General features: G+C 59.4%; 24 protein-coding genes. 15 read left to right on the forward strand and 9 right to left on the reverse strand.

Annotated elements, in window-relative coordinates:
* Positions 1-302 precede the first annotated feature (302 nt).
* Together htpG and EC915_RS01115 are read left to right on the forward strand one after the other, a co-directional pair.
* Entirely contained in the window at positions 303-2,207 is a 1,905-nt protein-coding gene (gene htpG, locus EC915_RS01110) for a molecular chaperone HtpG (RefSeq protein ID WP_133748685.1), read from the forward strand.
* A gap of 78 nt (positions 2,208-2,285) precedes the next feature.
* Positions 2,286-3,011, forward strand: coding sequence for a dienelactone hydrolase family protein (locus EC915_RS01115; RefSeq protein WP_133748686.1), 726 nt, complete (start codon positions 2,286-2,288; stop codon positions 3,009-3,011).
* A gap of 87 nt (positions 3,012-3,098) precedes the next feature.
* On the opposite strand, the gene fabB is transcribed toward EC915_RS01115, so the two are convergent.
* The 3 genes from fabB to EC915_RS01130 form a co-directional block, all read right to left on the reverse strand.
* Entirely contained in the window at positions 3,099-4,319 is a 1,221-nt protein-coding gene (fabB, locus tag EC915_RS01120) for a beta-ketoacyl-ACP synthase I (protein ID WP_133748687.1), read from the reverse strand.
* 10 nt (positions 4,320-4,329) lie between these two features.
* Positions 4,330-4,845 carry a 3-hydroxyacyl-[acyl-carrier-protein] dehydratase FabA gene (gene fabA, locus EC915_RS01125; RefSeq protein ID WP_133748688.1) on the reverse strand — a complete coding sequence of 172 codons (516 nt, stop codon included), beginning with the start codon at positions 4,843-4,845 and terminating at the stop codon, positions 4,330-4,332.
* 210 nt (positions 4,846-5,055) lie between these two features.
* Positions 5,056-6,978, reverse strand: coding sequence for a response regulator (locus tag EC915_RS01130; RefSeq protein ID WP_133748689.1), 1,923 nt, complete (start codon positions 6,976-6,978; stop codon positions 5,056-5,058).
* Between the two features lie 297 nt (positions 6,979-7,275).
* Here EC915_RS01130 and EC915_RS01135 point away from each other — a divergent pair, with 297 nt between their 5' ends.
* The 10 genes from EC915_RS01135 (at position 7,276) to EC915_RS01175 (ending at position 14,153) form a co-directional block, all read left to right on the forward strand.
* A complete protein-coding gene (locus EC915_RS01135; protein WP_133748690.1) occupies positions 7,276-8,301 on the forward strand; it encodes an NAD(P)H-dependent glycerol-3-phosphate dehydrogenase in 1,026 nt (341 codons plus the stop codon).
* 48 nt (positions 8,302-8,349) lie between these two features.
* On the forward strand, positions 8,350-8,694 hold the full coding sequence (locus EC915_RS01140; RefSeq protein WP_133748691.1) for a DUF4389 domain-containing protein: 345 nt from the start codon (positions 8,350-8,352) through the stop codon (positions 8,692-8,694).
* Positions 8,691-9,149, forward strand: a complete 459-nt coding sequence (gene sixA / locus EC915_RS01145; protein ID WP_133748692.1) for a phosphohistidine phosphatase SixA — start codon at positions 8,691-8,693, stop codon at positions 9,147-9,149. The genes EC915_RS01140 and sixA overlap by 4 nt, the downstream gene beginning before the upstream one ends.
* 86 nt (positions 9,150-9,235) lie before the next feature.
* Positions 9,236-9,679: a hotdog fold thioesterase gene (locus tag EC915_RS01150; protein ID WP_133748693.1), complete on the forward strand. Its 444-nt coding sequence runs from the start codon at positions 9,236-9,238 to the stop codon at positions 9,677-9,679.
* Between the two features lie 120 nt (positions 9,680-9,799).
* Positions 9,800-10,087: a hypothetical protein gene (locus EC915_RS24950; RefSeq protein ID WP_177413338.1), complete on the forward strand. Its 288-nt coding sequence runs from the start codon at positions 9,800-9,802 to the stop codon at positions 10,085-10,087.
* Entirely contained in the window at positions 10,087-10,218 is a 132-nt protein-coding gene (locus tag EC915_RS25070) for a hypothetical protein (protein WP_256658621.1), read from the forward strand. The genes EC915_RS24950 and EC915_RS25070 overlap by 1 nt, the downstream gene beginning before the upstream one ends.
* 120 nt (positions 10,219-10,338) lie before the next feature.
* A complete protein-coding gene (locus EC915_RS01160; protein ID WP_133748694.1) occupies positions 10,339-11,172 on the forward strand; it encodes an alpha/beta fold hydrolase in 834 nt (277 codons plus the stop codon).
* On the forward strand, positions 11,169-12,023 hold the full coding sequence (locus EC915_RS01165; RefSeq protein ID WP_133748695.1) for an alpha/beta hydrolase: 855 nt from the start codon (positions 11,169-11,171) through the stop codon (positions 12,021-12,023). The genes EC915_RS01160 and EC915_RS01165 overlap by 4 nt, the downstream gene beginning before the upstream one ends.
* 138 nt (positions 12,024-12,161) lie before the next feature.
* A complete protein-coding gene (locus EC915_RS01170; protein ID WP_133748696.1) occupies positions 12,162-13,001 on the forward strand; it encodes a DUF4892 domain-containing protein in 840 nt (279 codons plus the stop codon).
* Between the two features lie 99 nt (positions 13,002-13,100).
* Positions 13,101-14,153, forward strand: a complete 1,053-nt coding sequence (locus EC915_RS01175) for an AI-2E family transporter (RefSeq protein ID WP_133748697.1) — start codon at positions 13,101-13,103, stop codon at positions 14,151-14,153.
* Between the two features lie 60 nt (positions 14,154-14,213).
* Here EC915_RS01175 and xopAW read toward each other — a convergent pair whose 3' ends face one another.
* The 5 genes from xopAW to mobA all read right to left on the reverse strand — a co-directional run bounded on the left by xopAW (position 14,214) and on the right by mobA (position 18,402).
* A complete protein-coding gene (gene xopAW / locus EC915_RS01180; protein WP_133748698.1) occupies positions 14,214-15,110 on the reverse strand; it encodes a XopAW family type III secretion system calcium-binding effector in 897 nt (298 codons plus the stop codon).
* A gap of 295 nt (positions 15,111-15,405) precedes the next feature.
* Positions 15,406-16,479, reverse strand: a complete 1,074-nt coding sequence (locus EC915_RS01185) for a HAMP domain-containing sensor histidine kinase (protein ID WP_133748699.1) — start codon at positions 16,477-16,479, stop codon at positions 15,406-15,408.
* Positions 16,476-17,228 carry a response regulator gene (locus EC915_RS01190; protein WP_133748700.1) on the reverse strand — a complete coding sequence of 251 codons (753 nt, stop codon included), beginning with the start codon at positions 17,226-17,228 and terminating at the stop codon, positions 16,476-16,478. The genes EC915_RS01185 and EC915_RS01190 overlap by 4 nt, the downstream gene beginning before the upstream one ends.
* Before the next feature lie 237 nt (positions 17,229-17,465).
* Entirely contained in the window at positions 17,466-17,690 is a 225-nt protein-coding gene (locus EC915_RS01195) for a YgdI/YgdR family lipoprotein (RefSeq protein WP_133748701.1), read from the reverse strand.
* Positions 17,691-17,808: 118 nt separating this feature from the next.
* Positions 17,809-18,402 (reverse strand): molybdenum cofactor guanylyltransferase MobA, encoded by a 594-nt coding sequence (mobA, locus tag EC915_RS01200; protein WP_133748702.1) that lies wholly within the window; start codon positions 18,400-18,402, stop codon positions 17,809-17,811.
* Between the two features lie 78 nt (positions 18,403-18,480).
* Here mobA and moaB point away from each other — a divergent pair, with 78 nt between their 5' ends.
* The 3 genes from moaB to EC915_RS01215 all read left to right on the forward strand — a co-directional run bounded on the left by moaB (position 18,481) and on the right by EC915_RS01215 (position 21,277).
* Positions 18,481-19,020 carry a molybdenum cofactor biosynthesis protein B gene (gene moaB, locus EC915_RS01205; protein ID WP_133748703.1) on the forward strand — a complete coding sequence of 180 codons (540 nt, stop codon included), beginning with the start codon at positions 18,481-18,483 and terminating at the stop codon, positions 19,018-19,020.
* Between the two features lie 6 nt (positions 19,021-19,026).
* The gene (gene glp, locus EC915_RS01210; protein WP_133748704.1) at positions 19,027-20,241 is read left to right on the forward strand and encodes a gephyrin-like molybdotransferase Glp; all 1,215 of its coding nucleotides are present in this window, start codon (positions 19,027-19,029) and stop codon (positions 20,239-20,241) included.
* 88 nt (positions 20,242-20,329) lie between these two features.
* Positions 20,330-21,277: a glycosyltransferase family 2 protein gene (locus tag EC915_RS01215; RefSeq protein WP_133748705.1), complete on the forward strand. Its 948-nt coding sequence runs from the start codon at positions 20,330-20,332 to the stop codon at positions 21,275-21,277.
* Between the two features lie 258 nt (positions 21,278-21,535).
* On the opposite strand, the gene EC915_RS01220 is transcribed toward EC915_RS01215, so the two are convergent.
* Positions 21,536-21,841 carry a hypothetical protein gene (locus tag EC915_RS01220; protein ID WP_305955370.1) on the reverse strand — a complete coding sequence of 102 codons (306 nt, stop codon included), beginning with the start codon at positions 21,839-21,841 and terminating at the stop codon, positions 21,536-21,538.
* Positions 21,842-21,861 lie beyond the last annotated feature (20 nt).

The following is a 21,861-nucleotide window of genomic DNA, read 5'->3' on the forward strand; positions in this document are numbered from 1 at the left end:
CCTTCGAACGCGTCCTTATAACGTTAGTTCCATGTTTGCCTGCGATAAATAAACATCTGTTTCATGCTTGTTACGCTGAGCGCCCGCTTTCTGTGATTAATCGATTTTGCTCGGGCAGTGGCGCGTACCCAAGAGCCGGCATGAGCGGTTGGTCACTGAAGATTGATCCCTGCTATCTGGCGCGCTCTTGAAATCTCCAGTCCAGCCCCCACCTTGATGACAACCCGCCGTCCAGCCTCCGTTACAGCCGGGTGTCTGGGCGGCTACCCCTATTTGTGTGGACTGATTGGAGTTTGATAACCATGAGTGTGGAAACTCAAAAGGAAACCCTGGGCTTCCAGACCGAGGTGAAGCAACTGCTGCACCTCATGATCCATTCGTTGTACTCGAACAAGGAGATTTTTCTCCGCGAGCTTATTTCCAACGCGTCCGACGCGGTGGACAAGCTGCGCTTCGAGGCCTTGTCAAAGCCTGATCTGCTGGAAGGCGGCGCTGAGCTGAAGATACGTGTGAGCTTCGACAAGGACGCGCAGACCGTCACCCTCGAAGACAACGGTATCGGCATGAACCGTGACGACGTGATCACCCATCTGGGTACCATCGCCAAGTCTGGTACTGCTGATTTCATGAAAAACCTGACAGGCGACCAGAAGAAGGATTCTCACCTGATCGGTCAGTTTGGTGTGGGCTTCTACTCCGCATTCATCGTCGCTGACAAGGTCGATGTGTACAGCCGTCGTGCAGGCACTCCTGCCGGTGAAGGTGTTCATTGGTCTTCTAAAGGCGAAGGCGATTTCGAAGTTGCGACTGTCGATAAGGCCGAGCGCGGTACACGTATCGTGTTGCATTTGAAGGCCGCCGAAAACGAATTCGCCGACGGCTACCGTTTGCGCAACATCATCAAGAAATACTCCGACCACATCGCGCTGCCAATCGAGCTGCCCAAAGAGCAGGCCGCCGCCGAAGGCGAAGCGGCACCTGAGCCAGAGTGGGAAACCGTCAACCGCGCCAGTGCCCTGTGGACGCGTCCTCGCACCGAGGTGAAGGATGAGGAATACCAGGAATTCTACAAACACATCGCCCATGACTTCGAGAACCCGCTGAGCTGGAGCCATAACAAGGTCGAAGGCAAGCTGGAATACAGCTCACTGCTCTACGTGCCAGCCCGCGCACCGTTCGACCTGTATCAGCGTGAAGCGCCGCGCGGCCTGAAGTTGTACGTGCAGCGCGTGTTTGTCATGGACCAGGCTGAGTCGTTCCTGCCGCTGTATCTGCGCTTCATCAAGGGTGTGGTCGACTCTAATGATCTGTCGTTAAACGTTTCCCGCGAAATCCTGCAGAAAGATCCGATTATCGACTCGATGAAGTCGGCGCTGACCAAGCGCGTGCTGGACATGCTGGAAAAACTGGCGAAGAACCAACCGGAAGAATACAAGGGCTTCTGGAAAAACTTCGGTCAGGTCATGAAAGAAGGCCCGGCGGAAGATTTTGCCAACAAGGAAAAAATCGCGGGTCTGCTGCGTTTTGCGTCGACCTCTGACGAGAGCGGCGATCAGAGCGTTGCACTGACCGACTACCTGGCTCGCGCCAAGGAAGGTCAGGACAAGATTTACTACCTCACTGGCGAGAGCTACGCACAGGTCAAGAACAGCCCGCACCTGGAAGTCTTCCGCAAGAAGGGCATCGAAGTGCTGTTGCTGACTGACCGCATCGACGAGTGGTTGATGAGCTACCTGAGCGACTTCGACGGCAAGGGCTTTGTCGATGTGGCGCGGGGCGATCTGGACTTGGGCAAGCTGGACTCCGAAGAAGACAAGAAAGCCCAGGAAGAAGTCGCCAAAGATAAAGAAGGGCTGATCGAGCGTCTGAAAGCTGCGCTGGGCGATGCCGTCAGCGAAGTGCGGGTCTCTCATCGCCTGACCGACTCGCCTGCGATTCTGGCCATCGGTGAGCAGGATCTGGGTCTGCAGATGCGTCAGATTCTGGAAGCCAGCGGTCAGAAAGTTCCGGATTCCAAGCCTATCTTCGAATTCAATCCGGCCCATCCACTGATCGGCAAGCTGGACAACGAGCAGAGTGAAGATCGCTTTGGCGAGCTGTCACATATTCTGTTTGACCAGGCTGCGTTGGCTGCGGGCGACAGCTTGAAGGATCCCGCTGCTTATGTGCGCCGATTGAACAAGTTACTGGTCGAACTCTCGGCTTAACTGTCGATAAACGCCAAAACCCGCTTCGGCGGGTTTTGTCATTGGACATCCCTAATTTCCCGGAAGCAGGAGTCAGCAATGAGTAACGTCAGTGTGCAGTCCGTCGTATATCAAATCGACGGCCAGAGCTACGAGAGTCGTCTGGCCTTCACGGAGGGAGCGAAAGCCGTTCCCGGGCTGGTCATGGCGCCGAATTGGATGGGCGTAAGCCAGGACGCCGAGCAGATTGCCAGGGAAGTGGCCGCCAAGGGCTACGTGGTGCTGCTGGTCGATCTTTATGGCCAGAACGTTCGCCCGGAAGATGGCAACGAAGCGGCTGCGGCGATGATGCCGTTGAAAAACGATCGCCAATTGCTGAACAAGCGCATGCAGGCCGCGCTTGAGCAACTGACCGGACAGTCCATTGCGGCGGTGGATACAGATCGCCTGGCGGCGTTCGGGTTCTGTTTTGGTGGGTGTTGTGCGCTTGAGCTGGCACGTACCGGCGCGCCGCTGAAGGCTGCGGTATCGTTTCACGGTACTCTGGATACCACCAACCCGGACGGTGCGAAGAACATCCAGGGCAAAGTGCTGGTGTTGCACGGAGCGTCCGACCCCTTGGTGCCCAAAGCGCAATTACCTGCGTTTGAAGCAGAGATGGATGCGGCCGATGTCGATTGGCAACTGCTGAGCTACGGCGGCGCGTTCCACTCGTTCACGGACGTACACGCCAACAACCCGGGCAAGCAGATGTATAACCCGACCGTGTCCAGGCGTGCGTTCACGGCTATGCATGATTTGCTGGACGAAGTATTCGTTGAATAATGCACAGTTGCCGAAGCGATGCACGCTTCGTGACGCATGAAAAAGGCGCCTTAAGAGGCGCCTTTTTGTATCTCGCGACTGGTCTGATTACTGACCGGTCCAGCGTTTCATCACCAGTGTGGCGTTGGTACCACCGAAGCCAAAGCTGTTGCTCATGACCAGATTGATCTCGGCGTTCTCGCGAGTCTTGGTCAGGATCGGCATATCAGCAACCTGGGGGTCCAGCTCATCAATGTTGGCGGAGCCAGCCATGAAGTTACCTTCCATCATCAGCATGCAGTAAATCGCTTCGTGTACGCCAGCAGCGCCCAAGGAGTGGCCCGACAGGCTCTTGGTGGAACTGATGGCCGGCGCATTTTCGCCGAACACTTCGCGCACACCTTTCATTTCCGCGACATCGCCGACCGGAGTCGAGGTGCCGTGGGTGTTCAGGTAGTCGATCTTGCCGTCAACGGTAGACAGCGCTTGCTGCATGCAGCGGATAGCGCCTTCGCCGCTTGGCGCGACCATGTCGTAGCCATCGGAGGTGGCGCCGTAGCCGACCAGCTCGGCGTAGATTTTGGCGCCGCGTGCCAGAGCGTGTTCCAGCTCTTCAACCACAACCATGCCACCACCACCGGCGATCACGAAACCGTCACGGTCTGCGTCGTAGGCGCGGGAGGCCTTTTCCGGGGTATCGTTGCGCTTGCTGGACAATGCGCCCATGGCGTCGAACAGGAAGGACTGGCTCCAATGTTCTTCTTCACCGCCACCGGCGAACACGATGTCCTGCTTGCCCATCTGGATCTGTTCCATGGCAGTACCAATGCAGTGAGCACTGGTGGCGCAGGCAGAGGCGATGGAATAGTTCAGGCCTTTGATCTTGAACGGCGTCGCAAGGCAGGCTGACACGGTGCTGCTCATGGTGCGGGTCACACGGTATGGACCGACGCGCTTGACGCCTTTTTCACGCAGGATATCCAGCGCTTCCATCTGGTTCAGGGTCGATGCACCGCCGGAACCGGCAATCAAACCGGTGCGCGGGTTGGAAACCTGCTCTTCGGTCAGGCCCGAGTCCTTGACCGCGTCCTGCATCGCCAGATAGGCATAGGCCGCAGCGTGACCCACGAAACGATAGGTCTTGCGGTCGATGAACTCTTCGAGGTTGAGGTCGATCGAGCCGGAAACCTGGCTACGCAGACCCATTTCGGCATATTCCGGGTTGAAACGGATGCCGGGGCGGCTTTCACGCAGGCTGGCGGAAACGGTGTCTTTGTCATTGCCCAAGCAGGAAACAATGCCCAGACCAGTGATAACGACGCGGCGCATGCGAATACCCTTAGAAATTGTCAGTGGAGGTGAACACGCCGACGCGGAGGCCTTCGGCGGTATAGATTTCTCGGCCGTCCACGGTTACCGAACCGTCGGCGATGGCCAGGTTCAGCTTGCCCTTGAGGACGCGCTTGATTTGAATGTTGTAGGTCACTTTTTTCGCGGTGGGCAGAACCTGGCCGAAGAACTTGACTTCGCCCGAACCCAGTGCACGACCACGGCCCGGCAGACCTTGCCAGCCCAGGAAGAAGCCGACCAGTTGCCACATGGCATCCAGGCCCAGGCAGCCCGGCATCACCGGGTCGCCTTCGAAGTGACAGCCGAAGAACCACAGGTCCGGGGAGATATCCAGTTCGGCGACCAATTCACCTTTGCCGTACTTGCCGCCTTCTTCGCTGATGTGGGTGACCCGATCGATCATCAGCATGTTAGGGGCGGGCAGTTGCGCGTTACCTGGGCCGAACAGCTCGCCGCGACTGCAGCGCAACAGGTCTTCCCGGGTAAAGGCGTTTTGTCTGGTCATGCGAGCTCCTCGATAATCCTGTGCGGCAGGGTGTGGCAGTACTTACCCAATCTGACCAGCGAGAATGCCTCTGCTGGCAGCCTACTCATAGACTATTGCGTTGTAATGAAAGTCACAGCACGGGCGAAATGAATGTACACCTGTGCACTGAAATTTTGCGTCCGCGCGTGGGCGCGAGTCGATCACGGCCCACAAGACTGCCGCAATTTATCATTTATCGCCAGTCGCAGGTGGCTTAAAGGTCAGCCAGCGCTGCAAAACCTGCTGTAAATCAGTGCGTTTGAACGGCTTGGCGAGGTAATCGTTCATTCCTGCCTGTAAACAGACGTCCCGATCGCCGTGTCGGGCGTTGGCGGTCAGCGCGATAATCGGCAGCGTTTCGAGGCCCGGGAGCTGGCGGATCCTGCGGGTCGCCTCGTAGCCGTCCATGACGGGCAGCCGGCAGTCCATCAGGACCAAGGCGAATTTTTCCGCACTGGCCATGCTCACCGCCTGCACGCCGTCGTCCGCCACGCTGACCTGCAGACCCATGCTGCGCAGCATGGCTTGCACCACCGTGCGATTGACCGGGTTATCCTCGACCAGCAGCACGCAGCTATCGCGGCCATGAGCCAGATTGCCTGATGGATGATGCGTGGGCAGTGCGACTTCTTGTTGCACTCGGTGCAACGGAATCCGCAAGGTAAATACCGAACCTATTCCTTCGCTGCTCTGCGCCTGCAGTGATCCCCCCATGCGTTCGGCAAGATTTCTGGCAATAGGCAAACCCAGCCCCGTACCGCCGTAACGTCTGGAAATCGAATTGTCGGCCTGCTGAAACGCATCGAACATCGATTCCAGCAACTGCGCCGAGATGCCTATGCCGCTGTCACGCACGGCGCAGGTAAAGAAGATGCGCTGGGATTCTCGCTGTTGCCAGGACGTTTCCACCCGCACGCTGCCAAACTCCGTGAATTTCAGTGCGTTGCCAATCAGGTTGACGAGGATCTGCCGGATTCGGGTCGGGTCTCCCAGGACCCGCAGCTGATCCAGCCCCGGTTGCAGGTCCAGTTCCAGCGCCAGGCCTCGCTGCTGAGCGTTGTGAGCAAACGCCTGTACCGAGGTCACGATAAGGTCGGCAAGGTTGAAGGAAATGTTCTCCAATTCCAGGGCATCGCGTTCGAAACGAGAGAAATCGAGAATGTCATTGATCACCCGTAACAGGTGCTCTGTGGACTCGGTCGCCAAGGCCGCATATTCAGCCTGCTCCTCGGTCATTTGGGTGGTTTCCATCAACTGCAGCATGCCTAGCACGCCATTCATGGGCGTGCGCAGTTCATGGCTCATCATCGCCAGAAACTCTGATTTGGCGCTGTTGGCCCGTTCCGCCTCCTCGCGGGTTCTGATCAACTCATCCATCGCTTTTTTCTGTTCGCGACTGGCTTTTTCCAGCCCCAGCGCCAGATTGTTGATATGTCGCGCCAGATCGCCCAGTTCGGCATCGTCCGCCACCGGCAGGGGAACGGTGTAATCACCGTGCTGGATGGCTTTGACGGCATCGCTCATGGCGCTGATTGGCTGGGACAGGCTCAGGGACAGACGCCGAGCCAGAATGTAGGTAAACAGCAGTGCGAACAGCGCGAGGATGCCTGCCTTGAGCAGGATTTGCTGTTCGCGCAGGTTGAAAGCATCGCTGGACATGCCCACCAGCACGCGTCCCAGATAGTCCTCGACCGGTACGCTGGTGGAGTCATCTGCATGCTGCTGGCTGCTGTCGGCCTTGATCTGCTGCAGCCGGATGGGCGCCTGAAAGATCTCCATTTGCCGGGACTGACCCCTTTCTGCCGCCTGCTCAACGTGTACCAGCACCTTGCCCGTGGTGTCCTGAACTTCGAGGAAGCGCACGTGGGGCGTGCTCATGGTGGCCCTCATCAGGCTTTCCAGCACCTCATCGTTGCCGACGATCACGCCGTATTCGGAAGCCGGGGCCAGTTGGTTGGCAATCAATTGTCCGGTATGGGTCAGTTCCTGACGCAGGTCCTGGATGCGCACTACGGTGAAAAAGCTGATCAGCAACAGGGTCAGCAACAAGGCCGGGCCAAGGCTCAGGATTTGTGTGCGGGTACTGATGTTCCAGCCGCGTCGGGCGCTCATGGCCAGATTTCCTTTGTCATGGACGCCACATTCGCCATTGCATGGACTGCTCCATGCCACGGAAGGAGGCCGGGTTGTTGACTGGTCTCATCGAAAATGCTCGGGCAATAGCTGATCGGCGGCGCGGTGGAATTTTCATCCGATGCGCGCATCTTAACCGAGCCGTAGGCATTTTCCTTGTGAAGAGTCAGAGGATGGCCAATGAGCCGCGCTGCCGCATTTTGCCGCTGGTGGCGGGCCCGGTGCTCCGTATAATGCTGCCATCGCCAGATCCGATGGCTCTAAATGGATTGTTTTATGACCCAACAGCAACCGATCGCAGTTCTGGGTGGCGGCAGCTTCGGTACGGCCGTGGCCAACCTGCTGGCCCAGAACGGCCACCGGGTCTTGCAGTGGATGCGTGACCCCGAGCAGGCCGAAGCGATTCGCGTCAATCGTGAAAACCCGCGCTACCTCAAAGGCATCAAGGTGCTTGAGGCGGTGGAGCCGGTCACCGATTTGCAGAGCGTCCTGAGCAGTAGCCAACTGGTCTTCGTTGCCTTGCCCTCCAGCGCGCTGCGCAGTGTGCTGACGCCCCATGTCCAGTTGCTGGCCGGCAAAATGCTGGTCAGTCTGACCAAAGGCATCGAGGCGCAGACCTTCAAGCTGATGAGTGGAATCCTTGAAGACATCGCCCCCGAGGCCCGCATCGGGGTGCTGTCCGGGCCGAACCTTGCGCGTGAGATTGCCGAACATGCGCTGACCGCCACCGTGGTCGCCAGCGAAGATGAAGATCTCTGCCAGCAGGTGCAGGCCGCCTTGCACGGTCGTACGTTCCGGGTATACGCCAGCGCCGACCGGTTTGGCGTGGAGCTGGGCGGGGCATTGAAAAACGTTTACGCCATCATCGCCGGGATGGCCGTGGCGTTGAGCATGGGCGAAAACACCAAAAGCATGTTGATCACCCGGGCCCTGGCGGAAATGACCCGGTTTGCCGTCAGCCAAGGCGCCAACCCGATGACGTTTCTCGGTCTCGCCGGGGTGGGCGACCTGATCGTGACCTGTTCCTCGCCCAAAAGCCGTAATTATCAGGTGGGGTTTGCGCTGGGGCAGGGCCTTAGCCTGGACGAAGCCGTGACCCGGCTGGGCGAGGTGGCCGAGGGGGTTAACACGCTCAAGGTGCTCAAGGCCAAGGCGCAGGAGGTCCAGGTGTATATGCCGCTGGTCGCTGGCCTGCATGCGATTCTCTTCGAGGGGCGCACGCTGGAACAGGTCATCGAATTGCTCATGCGCGCCGAACCCAAGACAGACGTCGACTTTATTTCGACCAGCGGCTTCAACTGATTTCGCGGCATTGTTATTCGTCCATCTTAAGCTCCGTGGAGAAGCTCTATGAACGAGTCAAAACTCAAGCAACACGAATCGATCCTGCTGCGCATCCTGTGGATGGTGGTGTTTGTTGTGGTCTGGCAGGTCGCGGAAATCGTTCTGGCAGTTGTTGTGCTGGTGCAATTGGCCTATCGCCTTTTTTACGGCGCGCCGAGCCTGAGCCTGATGTCATTCGGCGACAGTCTGAGCCTGTTTCTGGCACAGATCGGTCGCTTCGGTACCTTCCATACCGACCAGAAGCCTTGGCCATTTTCCGACTGGCCTGCGCCACGCGCGCCGGAAGGGGAGGCGCCGCACAGCGTACCCGCCGCCCGGAATCCGGTTCGGGATGAGGAACCGAAGTCATGAAATTGTGGATTCTGCGTCACGGCGAGGCCCAGTATCGGGCGCGTACGGACGCCGAACGGGAGTTGACCGCCCCTGGGCGCGAAGAGGTGCTGATCAGTGCCGCGCATTTGTTGGGCCAGCCACCGCGCTGGATCCTCGTCAGCCCCTATGTGCGCGCTCAGCAAAGCGCCGAACTGGTTCGCCAGGCCTTGGATTTCGCCGATTCGTTGGTCACCGTACCGTGGCTGACCCCTGACAGCGATCCGCGCAAGGTGCTGGAAAATCTGGATGGCTATGCATCGGATGATGTATTGCTGGTGACGCACCAGCCATTGGCGGGTGCACTGATCGGGCTGGCCGTACATGGCAACCTGCAGCAGGCCGAACCCATGAACACCGCCAGCCTCGCCCACCTCGAAGCGGACTTTCCGTTGCAAGGGGCAATGAGTCTGCTAGGGGTACGGCATCCAGGGTGATGCTCCTATCCTTTGGGTGATGCTGGCTCCTGCAATATTCACAGGCACTCTTAGATGACGCCTATATTCAATAACAAGGAAGAACAATGAGCCTATGGCGTGAAACCCCGGACCTTGATGCCCTGAATGCCAAGCAGAAGAACACCATCGGCGAGGCGCTGGACATTCGCTTCGAGGATTTCGACGATCAATCGCTGACAGCCAGCATGCCAGTCGACCATCGCACCCACCAGCCTTATGGGCTGCTGCATGGCGGTGCTTCGGTAGTGCTGGCGGAAACTGTCGGTTCCTCTGCCAGCTATCTGATCATCGACACGTGCAAATATTTCTGTGTCGGCCTGGAAGTCAATGCCAACCACTTGCGCGGCCTGCGCAGTGGGCGGGTCACTGCGGTGGCGCATCCTGTCCACATCGGCCGCACCACGCATGTTTGGGATATTCGCCTGACCAGCGATGAAGGCAAGACCAGTTGCATCTCACGGCTGACCGTTGCAATTGTTCCGCTGGGTGAACAGCCTCCCGAACGCTGACTCAAACTCGCGTTTCTTCCAGCCGACAACTGTCAGAAGTGACAGTTGTCGATGCAAGTGCAGAGGATTAGCCTTGCACTGTTTCAAGATGAAACATCACTGCATCAAGGAGGCATCACCATGAGCCAGGACTTTCAGGCATTAAGTAAAGCAATCCATGATAAAGCCATTGAACTGGCCAAGCTGAGCAGCGATCTGGTCGAACTGCAAACCAACAAGTCAGCGGCTGCCAATAACGACTTGGATGAATGGCTGGCGCGTATTTACGATGACCAGTTACTGACCAATACCGAGTTTCAGGCGCTGAGGGACGAAGCCGATCGCAGGGTTAATGATGTTAAATCCCAATATCCCCAAAGCGATGATCTGGCCAAATTCAGCAAGCGGCGGACGATGCAGTGCAATTGATGCAGACCGGTCTTCTCGGGTTCAAGAAACAGAAGCTCTCGGTTGAAGCCAAGGCTGCGGTCCATGAGACCTATGCCTTCCAAGTGGCGTACATCAAAGCGTGCCTGGACCGTTTCACACAAGCTTTTTGAGGCAGGCCTTTTCAAGGCAGTGACCGGAGTGTCATTTCCGATGGCCGTTCCGGTCATTGCCGCTGGGGGACGCTGGCGCGCACAATCGCACCCTGATCAGAGCCCACTGGAAACGCCGGCATGACTCAACCCGTCTTCTTCGCTCACGCCAACGGCTTTCCTTCCGCGACTTACGGCAAGTTGTTCGCAGCAATGGGGGAGGCATTTGACGTCACTCATCTGGCGCAGCATGCTCACGACCCGCGTTTTCCGGTCACCGACAATTGGCCGAATCTTGTTGACGAACTGATTCATCACTTGCAGCAACAATCGCAACCGGTCTGGGGTGTCGGGCATTCCCTCGGGGGCGTGCTGCATTACCATGCAGCCTTGCGTCATCCCGAGTTGTATCGCGGGGTGGTCATGCTCGATTCGCCGCTGCTTACACGATTCGATCAGTGGATAATTCGGGCGGCCAAGCGCTTTGGCTTCATTGACCGCATCACTCCGGCTGGACGCACAGTGGGCCGTCGTGAAATGTTCAGTGACCTGGCCGCTGCCCGCCGTTACTTCTCTGGCAAGACCTTGTTCCGACGTTTTGATCCCGAATGTTTCGAGGCCTATTTGCTGCACGGGCTGCAAGCTGATGGAGGGCAGTTGCGTTTGCGATTCGATCCGGCAACCGAGATCAGTATCTACCGCAGCGTGCCCCACACCAGCCCCGGTATCGCCCGTCATCTGCAAGTGCCGCTGGCCATGGTCCGCGGTGAGCAAAGCGATGTGGTGCGTCGCCATCACGCGATGTCGGTGAGAAGCATGCGCGAAGGCGAATACCTTTCGGTCCCTGGCGGGCATATGTTTCCGCTGGAGCACCCCGAGGACACCGCGCAAATGCTCAAGCGCCTGTTCGCTCGCTGGGATGCTCGTGCTCGGTTCGCTATTGATACTGCAACCCTTCAGCGGGCCAGCGCATGACTTGTTGCGTCGAAGAAATCCGTTTGAGCCTGCCGCATATCGAACTGGCCGCACACCTGTTCGGGCCGCAGGACGGCCAGCCGGTGATTGCGTTGCACGGTTGGCTGGACAACGCCAACAGCTTTGCCCGACTGGCACCGAAACTCGATGGCTTGCGCATTCTGGCCCTGGACATGGCAGGCCACGGTCATTCCGACCATCGTCCGCCCGGCGCGAGCTACGCGTTGGCGGATTACGCCCATGACGTGTTGCAGGTAGCGCAGCAAATGGGCTGGCAGACGTTTTCGCTGTTAGGCCATTCGCTGGGCGCCATTGTTTCGGTGATCCTTGCCGGCGCCTTGCCCGACCGGATCAGTCGCCTGGCGCTGATCGACGGGCTGATTCCGCCCCTGGGCGAGGCCGAAGGCGCTGCGCAGCGCATGGGTGCGGCGTTACACGCGCAACTGGCGGTGTCGAGCAAGCGCAAGCCGGTGTATGCCGACATGGATCGCGCTGTCCAGGCGCGTATGAAAGGGTTGGTTGCAGTGAGTCGCGACGCCGCCGAGCTGTTGGCTCAACGCGCACTGATGCCGGTGCCCGGTGGATACACCTGGCGCAGCGACAGCCGTCTGACGCTGCCCTCGCCGAGCCGCCTGACCCAGGCGCAAGCGCTGTCCTTCGTGGATGCCGTGCGCTGTCCCGCGCAGTTGGTGGTCGCCGAGGAGGGCATGCTGGTGCAGAACAAGGCGCTGCTCGACAACGTGCCGTTTGCGGTCACCGTGCTGGGCGGCGGGCATCATCTGCACCTTAATGACGAGGCAGGCGCGAACGCTGTTGCAGACTGTTTCAATCGGTTCTTCGCCGTTTCTTGACTTGCGCTGTGCAACTGTCGAGGCTGGGTGGGTTGAAACAGGAGACGACACGATGGACCAGCGCCCATGTTCGATGAGTTCACCTAGCCCCATGCCGCACACCCGTGCGGTATTTATTTGCCCCTCGATTGCCCGGGAATGAGAGCCTCTATGCGTTTACCACGAGCCTCACTTGCTGTGGCGTTGCTGCTGTGCCTGAGCGGTAACGCCAGCTTCAGTCATGCAGCCGATATTGCGGGCAGTCAGAATTTCGAAAATCTGCCACGCCCCATTGACTCGGAAATCGTCGATTACCGGCCCGCCGTCGAACTTGAGCGAATATACCCGCTCGGAGCGGTTCGCAAGATCAGCGGCCAGCTGCGTTTCGATGGTCAGGTATCGGCCCGCGGCAGCGCTTCTTCCGTGACCTATCAGTTGCCGGCCGAACGATCGGCCGATGAGGCGTTCACAGCTGCACGCCAGGCTTTGCACAAGCAGGGTGCGCAACTGTTGTTTTGGTGTCAGGCGCGGGACTGTGGAGAGAGCAGCCTGTGGGCCAATGAGATCTTTGGCAATTCCAGACTGTACGGCACTGATAGCGGCCAGGCTTATCTGCTGGTGCGTTTGGCGGCGCCTGAAAACGACAAGCTGATGGCGCTGTACAGCATCACTCGAGGCAATCGCCGGGCCTACCTGCACGTCGAACAATTTCAGGCCAGTGCGCCGCTGGGTGTGCTGATGCCGACTTCCGCGACCTTGCTGCGTGAGCTGAAGGATTCTGGAGACCTGGAGCTGCCGATGCTTACCGGTGCCCCCGCAGAGCCCTGGATTACGCTTCTGTCCCGAGGCCTGAATATGGACAGCAACTTGCGCGTGACGATTTCCGGTCCGCAGGGCGAGGCCTGGCGTCAAGCACTGGTCGGCGGCGGCGTGCGTGCGGCGCGCCTGGAGGCCGGTAACCAGCAAACCCAAGGGCTGATCCTCGAACTCATTCGTTGAAGCGCATCCGGCCCCTTATGGCTAAAGCCGGGCTGGCGGCAAGCCGTTCGGTTGGTCGTTATGTTGCAAGTCTGCGCAATTTTTTTAAGGGCCGAACTCATGCTTAATAACGATCGCCTGTTGGTGCAGATTCTACTGCTGGCGTTATTCGGTGCCTGCCTATGGGTCATGGCGCCGTTCTGGTCGGCGCTGTTCTGGGGCGCGGTTTTGGCCTTCGCCAGCTGGCCGTTGATGCGCCTGCTGACCCGAGCGCTCAACGGCCGTGAGTCGCTGGCGGCGGCCATCCTGACGCTAGTCTGGATGTTGCTGGTGGCGGCGCCGTTGGTGTGGCTGGGCTTCAACTTGGCTGATCATGTGCGCGACGCGACGATTTTCATAAAGGACGTTCAGGTCGACGGGCTGCCTGATCCGCCTACATGGCTGGGGGGTATTCCACTAGTGGGCGAACGGCTGGTGGGTTACTGGACCACGATCGATCAGCAGGGCGCTGCCTTGCTGGCCAGCATCAAACCCTACCTGGGGCAGGTCGGCAACTGGCTGCTGGCGCGCAGCGCTCAGATCGGCGGCGGCATTGTTGAACTGACCCTGAGTATCGTTTTCGTTTTCTTTTTTTACCGTGACGGTCCGCGTCTGGCGGCATTTGTACTCAGGTTGCTGGAGCGTTTGATCGGCGACCGGGCGCAGTATTACGTCGATCTGGTGGCGGGCACTGTCCAGCGGGTGGTCAACGGCGTTATCGGCACTGCGGCGGCCCAAGCGGTGCTGGCCCTGATCGGTTTTCTGATCGCAGGCATTCCCGGAGCGCTGGTCCTGGGTATCGGCACGTTTCTGCTGAGCCTGGTGCCCATGGGGCCACCGCTGATCTGGATCCCGGCCACGGCCTGGCTGGCCTGGAGAGGCGAATACGGAATGGCGATTTTTCTTGGGCTTTGGGGCACATTCATCGTCAGTGGCGTGGATAACGTACTCAAGCCCTATCTGATCAGCCGTGGCGGTAACCTGCCGCTGGTGATCGTGTTGCTGGGCGTGTTCGGCGGCTTGCTGGCATTCGGCTTCATCGGACTGTTCATCGGGCCGACGCTGTTAGCGGTGGCTTATAGCCTGTTGCTGGATTGGGTCGCCGGAAGCCGGGTGCGGCAGTTATCCGAATAAAAACGCCAGTGTGCTATCAACGCCGCCGCAGGACGCAAGTCATGCGGCGGTTTTCATTCATCAGGCAGAAGTGCTGACGTGCTTGCCCGCTGTCGCATCGCTGTTCAGGTTGTAGCGGTCGCTCAGGGCCGCAACCATGCGATTGAGCGCCTCGCTGGCTTTGGTGGCGGCGGTTTGCTGCTCAGTGCTGCTGTCAGGCTTGAGGGCGGCGCTCAGTTCGTCGGAGCTAACGCCACCACTGCTGTCGGCATCCAGCGCGCTGAGCAGCGAGTTGATCGCGTCGGTGCTGGTCGAGGCGTTGCTGGTGGTGGAGGCAGTGCTACCGGCCGAGTTGGCGCTTTGCAAGGCGCTGGTCAGCTCGGTGGCGCTAATGCTGCCGTCACCGTCACTGTCTAGGCTGCTGAACAGGTCGCTGGCGTTTTCGGACCGGGGAGGCGGCGGTGGCGCTTGCTGGGTTTGCAGGCTGGCGGTCAGCTCATCAAGGCTGACGGTGCCATCCTTGTTGGTGTCCAGAGCGTCGAAGACCTGACTGCTGTCGGTGCTGCTGTCCGAGCTCTTCAGGGCTGCAGTCAGTTCATCGCTGCTGATACTGCCATCGCCGTCGGTATCCAGAGCACTGAGCAGATCTTGCGCTTGATCGGCGCTTGAGCCTGCATCCATCTGCATCGGCGGGGGTGGCGCAGGGGTCAGGGCGGCCAGTTCATCGGCATCCAGACTGTCATCGTCATTGCTGTCCAGATCGGTAAAAGCCTTGCTCAGGCTGACGGTAATGCCGTCCTTTGAGTCCGATGACAGCGCCGAGCTCAGCTCGTCCTTATCAATGCTGCCGTCGCCATTGGTGTCGAGTTTCTTCAGCAACTCGTCGGCGAATTTCTTGCTGCTGGATGTAGCGCTGGCGCTGGTGCTCGAGCTGACGTAACCGGAATAACTGCTGCTGCCGCTGATGCCTGTGACCATCGGACTGACTCCCCATCAGATGAATGAAAACCGGCACGGTGCACCGGCTTATGCAGCGTCCAGGGTGAAGGTGTCGCGGGTATGTTGATTGTGTAACGGCGGGCTTACCGTCGTTCAGAGGGCGTCTTCATGGATGACCACTTAAGTCCCTGATTCATCGAGCGGCTCAAACCCGTGGCGGTGAGCTTGCTTAAAAAGACTGAGGGACTGCGGACAGCCCTTGGGTGACCGGATCGGCATCTTCGCGAGCGCTCGCCTCCGAGTTGCGCGGTCAGCTTGGAAGGGAAACGGGTCTTCAGACTCTCGGCAAATCCAGCACAGCGGTCAGGCCACCGCCCGGCGTTTCTTCAAGTCGCAGATCACCGCCCATGCGCCGTGCGGCTTCGCGGGCGATGGTCATGCCGATGCCGACCCCGCCGGAATTGCGATTGCGTGAACCCTCAACCCGGTAAAATGGCTCAAACACCGCTTCGCGCATGTGCGCCGGGATACCGGGGCCTGAATCGACCACCCTGACCAACAGCCGATCGCTGGAATCTTCAATGACCACCCGCGCATGCCCGGCATAGCGCAGGGCGTTGTCGATCAGGTTGTGCAGGCACGAACGCAGGGCCATGGGCTGGGATTTGAGTGGGCGGCAACTGCCGCTGGACTCGACGTCATCACCGTTATCCTGCGCGTTCTCGGTCAGGGATTCGATCAAGGCCTGTACGTCGAAATACTGCAGGACCTCGCTGGTCCGCTGCTCGTTGAGATAGGTCAGCGTCGCGTCGAGCATGGCGATCATGTCGTTCAGGTCCTGCGACATCTGTCCGTGCAGCTTGGGCTCTTCGATCTGTTCGACCCGCAACTTCAAGCGGGCCAGGGGCGTGCGCAGGTCGTGAGACACCGCAGCGAGCATGCGTCCGCGTTGCTGGACCTGCTCGCGGATTCTTTGCTGCATCAAATTGAATGTGGTTGCAGCCTGGCGTGCCTCTCGCGGTCCGGTGATGGCCAGGGGGGGGCTGTCCAGGTTTTCACTCAAGCGCTCGGCGGCATCGCTGATCCGTTGCACCGGTCGGCTCAAGACTTTGGCGCCGAACCAGGCGGCGATGACCAGCGTCACCAGTTGGAAAAACAGCGGAATCAGTGGAATCCCAAAGAAAGGCGCACGCCCTGGGGGCGGCGGTGGCGGCCGCAGTGCGTCCATGGCCGTGGAAGATCGGCCGTGGGGCGCGCCGGGTGCCTCGCGGTGATCGCCCTGTTGCATGGGCGGTGGCGGCGGGCCGTAATGATGAAACCACATGAAGGCCAACAGGTGCGCCAGAAAGATGGCCAGCAGCGCGCCGCCGAACAGTCGGGCAAAAAGCGTATCGGCAGAGCGGATCAACCAATCTCCTTGGCGTCGAACATATAGCCTTCGCCCCGAACAGTCTTGATCAATTGCGGTGATTTAGGGTCATCGCCCAGCTTCTGGCGCAAGCGCGAGACCAGCAGGTCGATGCTGCGGTCGAAAGCCTCGATGGAACGACCGCGGGCGGCATCCAGCAGTTGCTCGCGATTGAGCACCCGGCGCGGGCGTTCCAGGAAGACGCGCAGCAGACGGAATTCGGCGTTGGACAGCGGCACGACCAACCCGTCGGGGGCGGTCAGCTGACGCAGGACGCTGTTCAGGCGCCAGTTGTCGAATCGAAGGGTGGTGCGTTCTTCGGTGCGATCGTCACGGACCCGGCGCAGGATGGTCTGGATACGGGCCACCAGCTCACGAGGTTCGAAGGGTTTGGCCATGTAATCGTCGGCGCCCAGTTCCAGGCCGATGATACGGTCGGTGGGCTCGCAGCGGGCGGTCAGCATCAGGATAGGGATGTCCGACGAACTGCGCAGCCAGCGGCACAGTGACAAGCCGTCTTCACCGGGCAGCATCAGGTCCAGCACCACGACGTCGTAGGTTTCCTCTGCGAGCGCCTGGCGCATGGCGTTGCCGTCGGTGACGCCGGTACTCTGGATGTTGAACCGGGCCAGATAGTCGCAGAGCAATTCACGGATCGGTACGTCGTCGTCGACGATCAGCGCGCGGGTGTTCCAGCGCCGCTCTTCGGTCGGTGGACTGGCGGTATTGCTGTCGGGGATTGTCTGCATGTTGCTGCCGCCATGTGATGCTGCCTGAATGGGCCGCGAATGAGGAACGACACTGCCATGCTACTTCGCTGGCGAGCCGGGCGGAAGGGTGATGGTGGCAGGTGTCAGGCGCTTGTCTTGAATGTATCAGGAAAGCTACAGGCAGCAAGTTGCCAGGAAAGGGAATCAGACAGGCGCCGGATCCGGAACGAAAAAAACCCGCCGAAACCAGGCGGGTCTTTTGTATTCAATCGCAGATCACAGTTCTTTGACGGTACGAACCTGATCCTTGTTGATGCGGGTCTCTTTGCCGTCGAGTTGTTTGAACTCGTAGAAACCGGAATCTTCGTCATACTTCGGCTTGTCGGTCGCCTGGATCTCACGACCGTCGTTCAGAGTGATCACAGTGGGCGAAGAGCAGCCGGCAAGGGAAGCCAGGCTAAGAGCAAGCAGGAAGGCTGCGGGAATAGTCCGTTGTTTCATTACTGTGTCTCCGAGGGTGATTCTTTATGTAGTCATGGGTCTGACGCAGCGATCGTCAGCAAAGTTCCATGAAATCTTGCTCTATCGCAGGTTCTTCCATGAAACACGGCTGACAGGATCACTGCCTGATGTCGATCAATAAATCCGGTGTATTGAGATTCGCCAGTCGCGGATCGTTCGCTTCGCATTGCAATGCCACAGCGCCCAGTTCTGCCATGGTGCGGCGTGGGCTGCGCTGACCTTGCAGCCAGTGTTGCTCGAAAACCTGCCGGTGAATCACCGGAATGCAGCACAGCAAAGGCTCCCACTGCTCGCCCTGGCGCACCATCGCCGGTTTGCCGAGGTCGTTGGCAGCCGTCTGGCGCAGGCCTTGCAACAGCTCCACATCCAGCAGTGGGGTGTCGCAGGGCATCACCAGCAGGAAATCATGGCGAGCCACGGCCAATCCTGCACGAATACCTGCGTAAGGGCCAGGAAAGTCGCACTGGTCATCGTGCACCAGTTGATCGGCCAACAGCCTGTACTGCTCGTGATTACGGTTGCAGGAAATGATCAGGTCGTCAGTCAGTGGCCGCGTCAGGCGCTGCAGATGCTTGATCAGCGGTTCCCCGCGCCAGAGGATCAATCCTTTGTCCCGGCCGCCCATGCGCTGGCCCTGGCCGCCGGCCAGCATCAGGATCGAACAGGGTGCAAGGGTGTCGGATGCAGTCATGGCAAACTCGTTCAGCGCAGAAAAAAGGGGTGCTGTGATATAACACCGCACTGTTTCCCCGACAACTGGACCTAGCCGATGAAAGCCAAGGCTGACACACCTTTCGTGCCGCTGAACATTGCCGTGCTCACCGTCAGCGACACGCGTACCTTTGATAACGACACCTCCGGACAGATGTTCGTCGATCGCCTGACCATTGCCGGCCATGGCTTGATCGAGCGCGTGTTGCTTAAAGATGACCTCTACAAGATTCGCGCTCAGGTCGCCACCTGGATTGCCGACGATGACGTCCAGGTGGTGTTGATCACCGGTGGCACAGGCTTTACCGGTCGTGACAGCACCCCCGAAGCCGTGGCATGCCTGCTGGACAAACAGGTCGACGGGTTTGGTGAGCTGTTTCGCCAGATATCCGTGCCGGACATTGGCAGTTCAACCATTCAATCCCGTGCGCTGGCTGGCCTGGCCAACGGCACGCTGGTGTGCTGCCTGCCGGGCTCGACCAACGCAGTGCGTACTGGTTGGGACGGGATTCTTGCCGACCAGTTGAACAACAGCTTCCGTCCCTGCAATTTCGTGCCGCACCTGAAAAAGGCCGAACCGTGCGCAACCCGTGGGTGAGAGCCAATGAGCAAGCCTGAACCGCGCGGCCTGATTCCGGTGGAGGAGGCCATGGAACGCTTGATGAGCCTGGCCGAGGGCGCGCCGATTACCGAACGTGAAACGGTGGGCCTGGCTGACGCGCAGGGTCGAATTCTCGCCGAAGATCTGGTCTCGACACTGGACCTTCCGCCGTGGCCCAACAGCGCCATGGACGGCTATGCCCTGCGTGTCGCGGACTGGAAGGGCGAGCCGTTGCCAGTCAGTCAGCGCATCTTCGCCGGTCAGGCGCCGTTGCCATTGCAGCCCGGCACCTGCGCGCGGATCTTCACTGGCGCTCCTGTGCCTGAAGGCGCCGATTGCGTCGAAATGCAGGAAAATGCCGAGGTTCTGGCAGACGAGCGTGTGCGTATCCTTGAGCCGCTAAGAGGGAAGCAGAACATCCGGCCCAGAGGCCAGGAAACCACGGTCGGCGACAAGGTGCTGGACGCAGGAACCCTAATGACACCCATTGAGCTGGGGCTAGCCGCGACCATGGGTCTGGCCCGGTTGTCAGTAGTGCGACGCGCGCGCGTAGCGGTGCTGTCCACGGGCGACGAGCTGATCGAACCAGGGCTGCCGTTGGGGCCGGGGCAGATCTACAACAGCAATCGCGTATTGCTGTGCAGCTGGCTAAAGCGCTTGGGTTGCGAGGTGGTGGACGCGGGCATCCTCCCGGATGATCTGGCAAAAACCCGCGCGGCGTTGGGTGCGTTGGGCGATGTCGACCTGATTCTGTCAACCGGTGGTGTGTCCGTGGGCGAGGCCGATTTTCTCGGGCATGCCTTGCGTGAAGAGGGTGAAATCTCACTGTGGAAACTGGCGATCAAGCCGGGCAAGCCGCTGACCTTTGGGCATTTTCGCGGGGTGCCGGTGATCGGCCTGCCGGGTAACCCGGCGTCTACGCTGGTGACCTTCGCGTTGCTGGCCAGACCCTATCTGTTGCGGCGTCTGGGCGTGCGCCTGGTCAAGCCGTTGCAATTCAAGGTGCCTGCCGGTTTCGTCTGGGACAAGCCCGGCAACCGTCGCGAATACCTGCGTGGACGTCTGGAACAGGGCCGTCTGGTCGCCTATCGCAATCAAAGCTCCGGAGTGCTGCGCAGCGCCGCCTGGGCAGATGGTTTGATCGAGGTCATTGAAGGCACCACCGTGGCCGAAGGTGATCTGCTGGGCTTTATCCCATTGAGCGAGGTGATGGGCTGACCGACGGCGGGATCCAATCGCGGTGCTGAGCTACGCTTCAAGTGCGTCATGACAAGTGGGTATCCAGTCGTTGCCCCGGAGTATTGTTATGCAGTCCTTGCGCGTAGCCTGTGTGATCCCGACGTATAACGGGCGCCGGGAGCTTGAGCGGCTGCTCGACTCCCTGTCTGCCCAGACCGCCACCTTTGCCACGCTGATCGTGGACTCCAGCTCCACTGATGGCACATGGGAGGTGGCACGAGCGCGTTGCAACGATGTCATCCAGATTGCCGGTAAGGACTTCAATCACGGTGGCACGCGGCAAATGATGGCTGAAACTCACCCAGGCTACGACGTCTTCGTTTATCTGACTCAGGACGCGTACCTCCAAGATCCTCGCGCCGTGGAGAACATCCTCCAGCCTTTCGAAGACCCTTTGGTTGGGGCGGTCTGTGGCCGTCAGCTGCCACATCTGGATGCCACCGTCCTTTCCCAGCACGCCCGCTGGTTCAATTACCCGCCGGTGTCGCGTATCAAGACCCTCTCGGACATCCCAGAGCTCGGCATCAAGGTGCCGTTCATGTCCAACTCTTTTGCAGCCTACCGCAGGAACGCGTTGCGCGCGGTCGGCGGCTTTCCACGGCATGTGATTCTTTCCGAAGACATGTACGTCGCCGCAAAAATGCTCCTGTCCCATTGGAAGGTGGCCTATCAAGGCTCGGCTGTGTGCAGGCACTCCCACAATTACACCCTGCGCGAGGAGTTTCGCCGCTATTTCGACATTGGTGTCTTTCAGGCGCGAGAGTCGTGGATTCACGCCAGCTTCGGCGGTGCCCGGCGCGAGGGATGGCGCTACGTGAAATCCGAGCTGGACTTCCTCGGTGTTCGTCGTTGGTATTTGTGGCCGTCCTCGCTGATACGCAATGGGTTGAAGCTGCTGGCATTCAAGCTGGGCAAGCAGGAGGCGCGGTTATCCCGGCCATTGAAGCGGCGCTTGGGCATGTACAAGCGTTTCTGGGACAGCGAACCTGCGCAGCAGGACCACGACATTGCATGAGGCGTCAGCATTGCGCTGATGATTCGTGCGTCTGGTGCACTCATACACTGTCCGAATGCCAGTTTTTTCACCTTGCTGGCTTTTAAACGAACGAAAACAACCCCTGCTTCCGTAACGCCCATCTTCAACCAACCGATTACACCAAGCACTTCGCCCGCTACGAACACGCCTGCATCTCTCGTCGCGGCCTCGCACTCGGGCCGATCAATGCTGCTCTGGAGTCACTGGGGTTGTCGCGCCGCGTTACCTTGACCCGGTTCACTGGACTGCTGAATCTGCTTGTTCCGATGATGCGTAGCCACTGGTTCCGGCAGCGAGATGAGTCCAGACGATGTCCCGATGGCGTATCTCAAGGTGTTCCTGTATCACTTCATCACCCTGCAAAACACAATGGGGGCTGTCCACCGTAAGTCTTGAGATCACCAGTCTTGAGATCACCGCTCCCCTCAGCTTCACGCGATAGTGCTTCTCCTGGATGCCCGACGCAGAGCCCCCTGTTCCCGATGGAGACATCAGTCGAACACCCGCCGAGATCAGACCTTGGGCGTTGCCGGTGATAGCCATATAACCCGGGTCATTCATCT

It is taken from the genome of Pseudomonas sp. LP_7_YM (assembly GCF_004364435.1).
Classification (GTDB): Bacteria; Pseudomonadota; Gammaproteobacteria; order Pseudomonadales; family Pseudomonadaceae; genus Aquipseudomonas.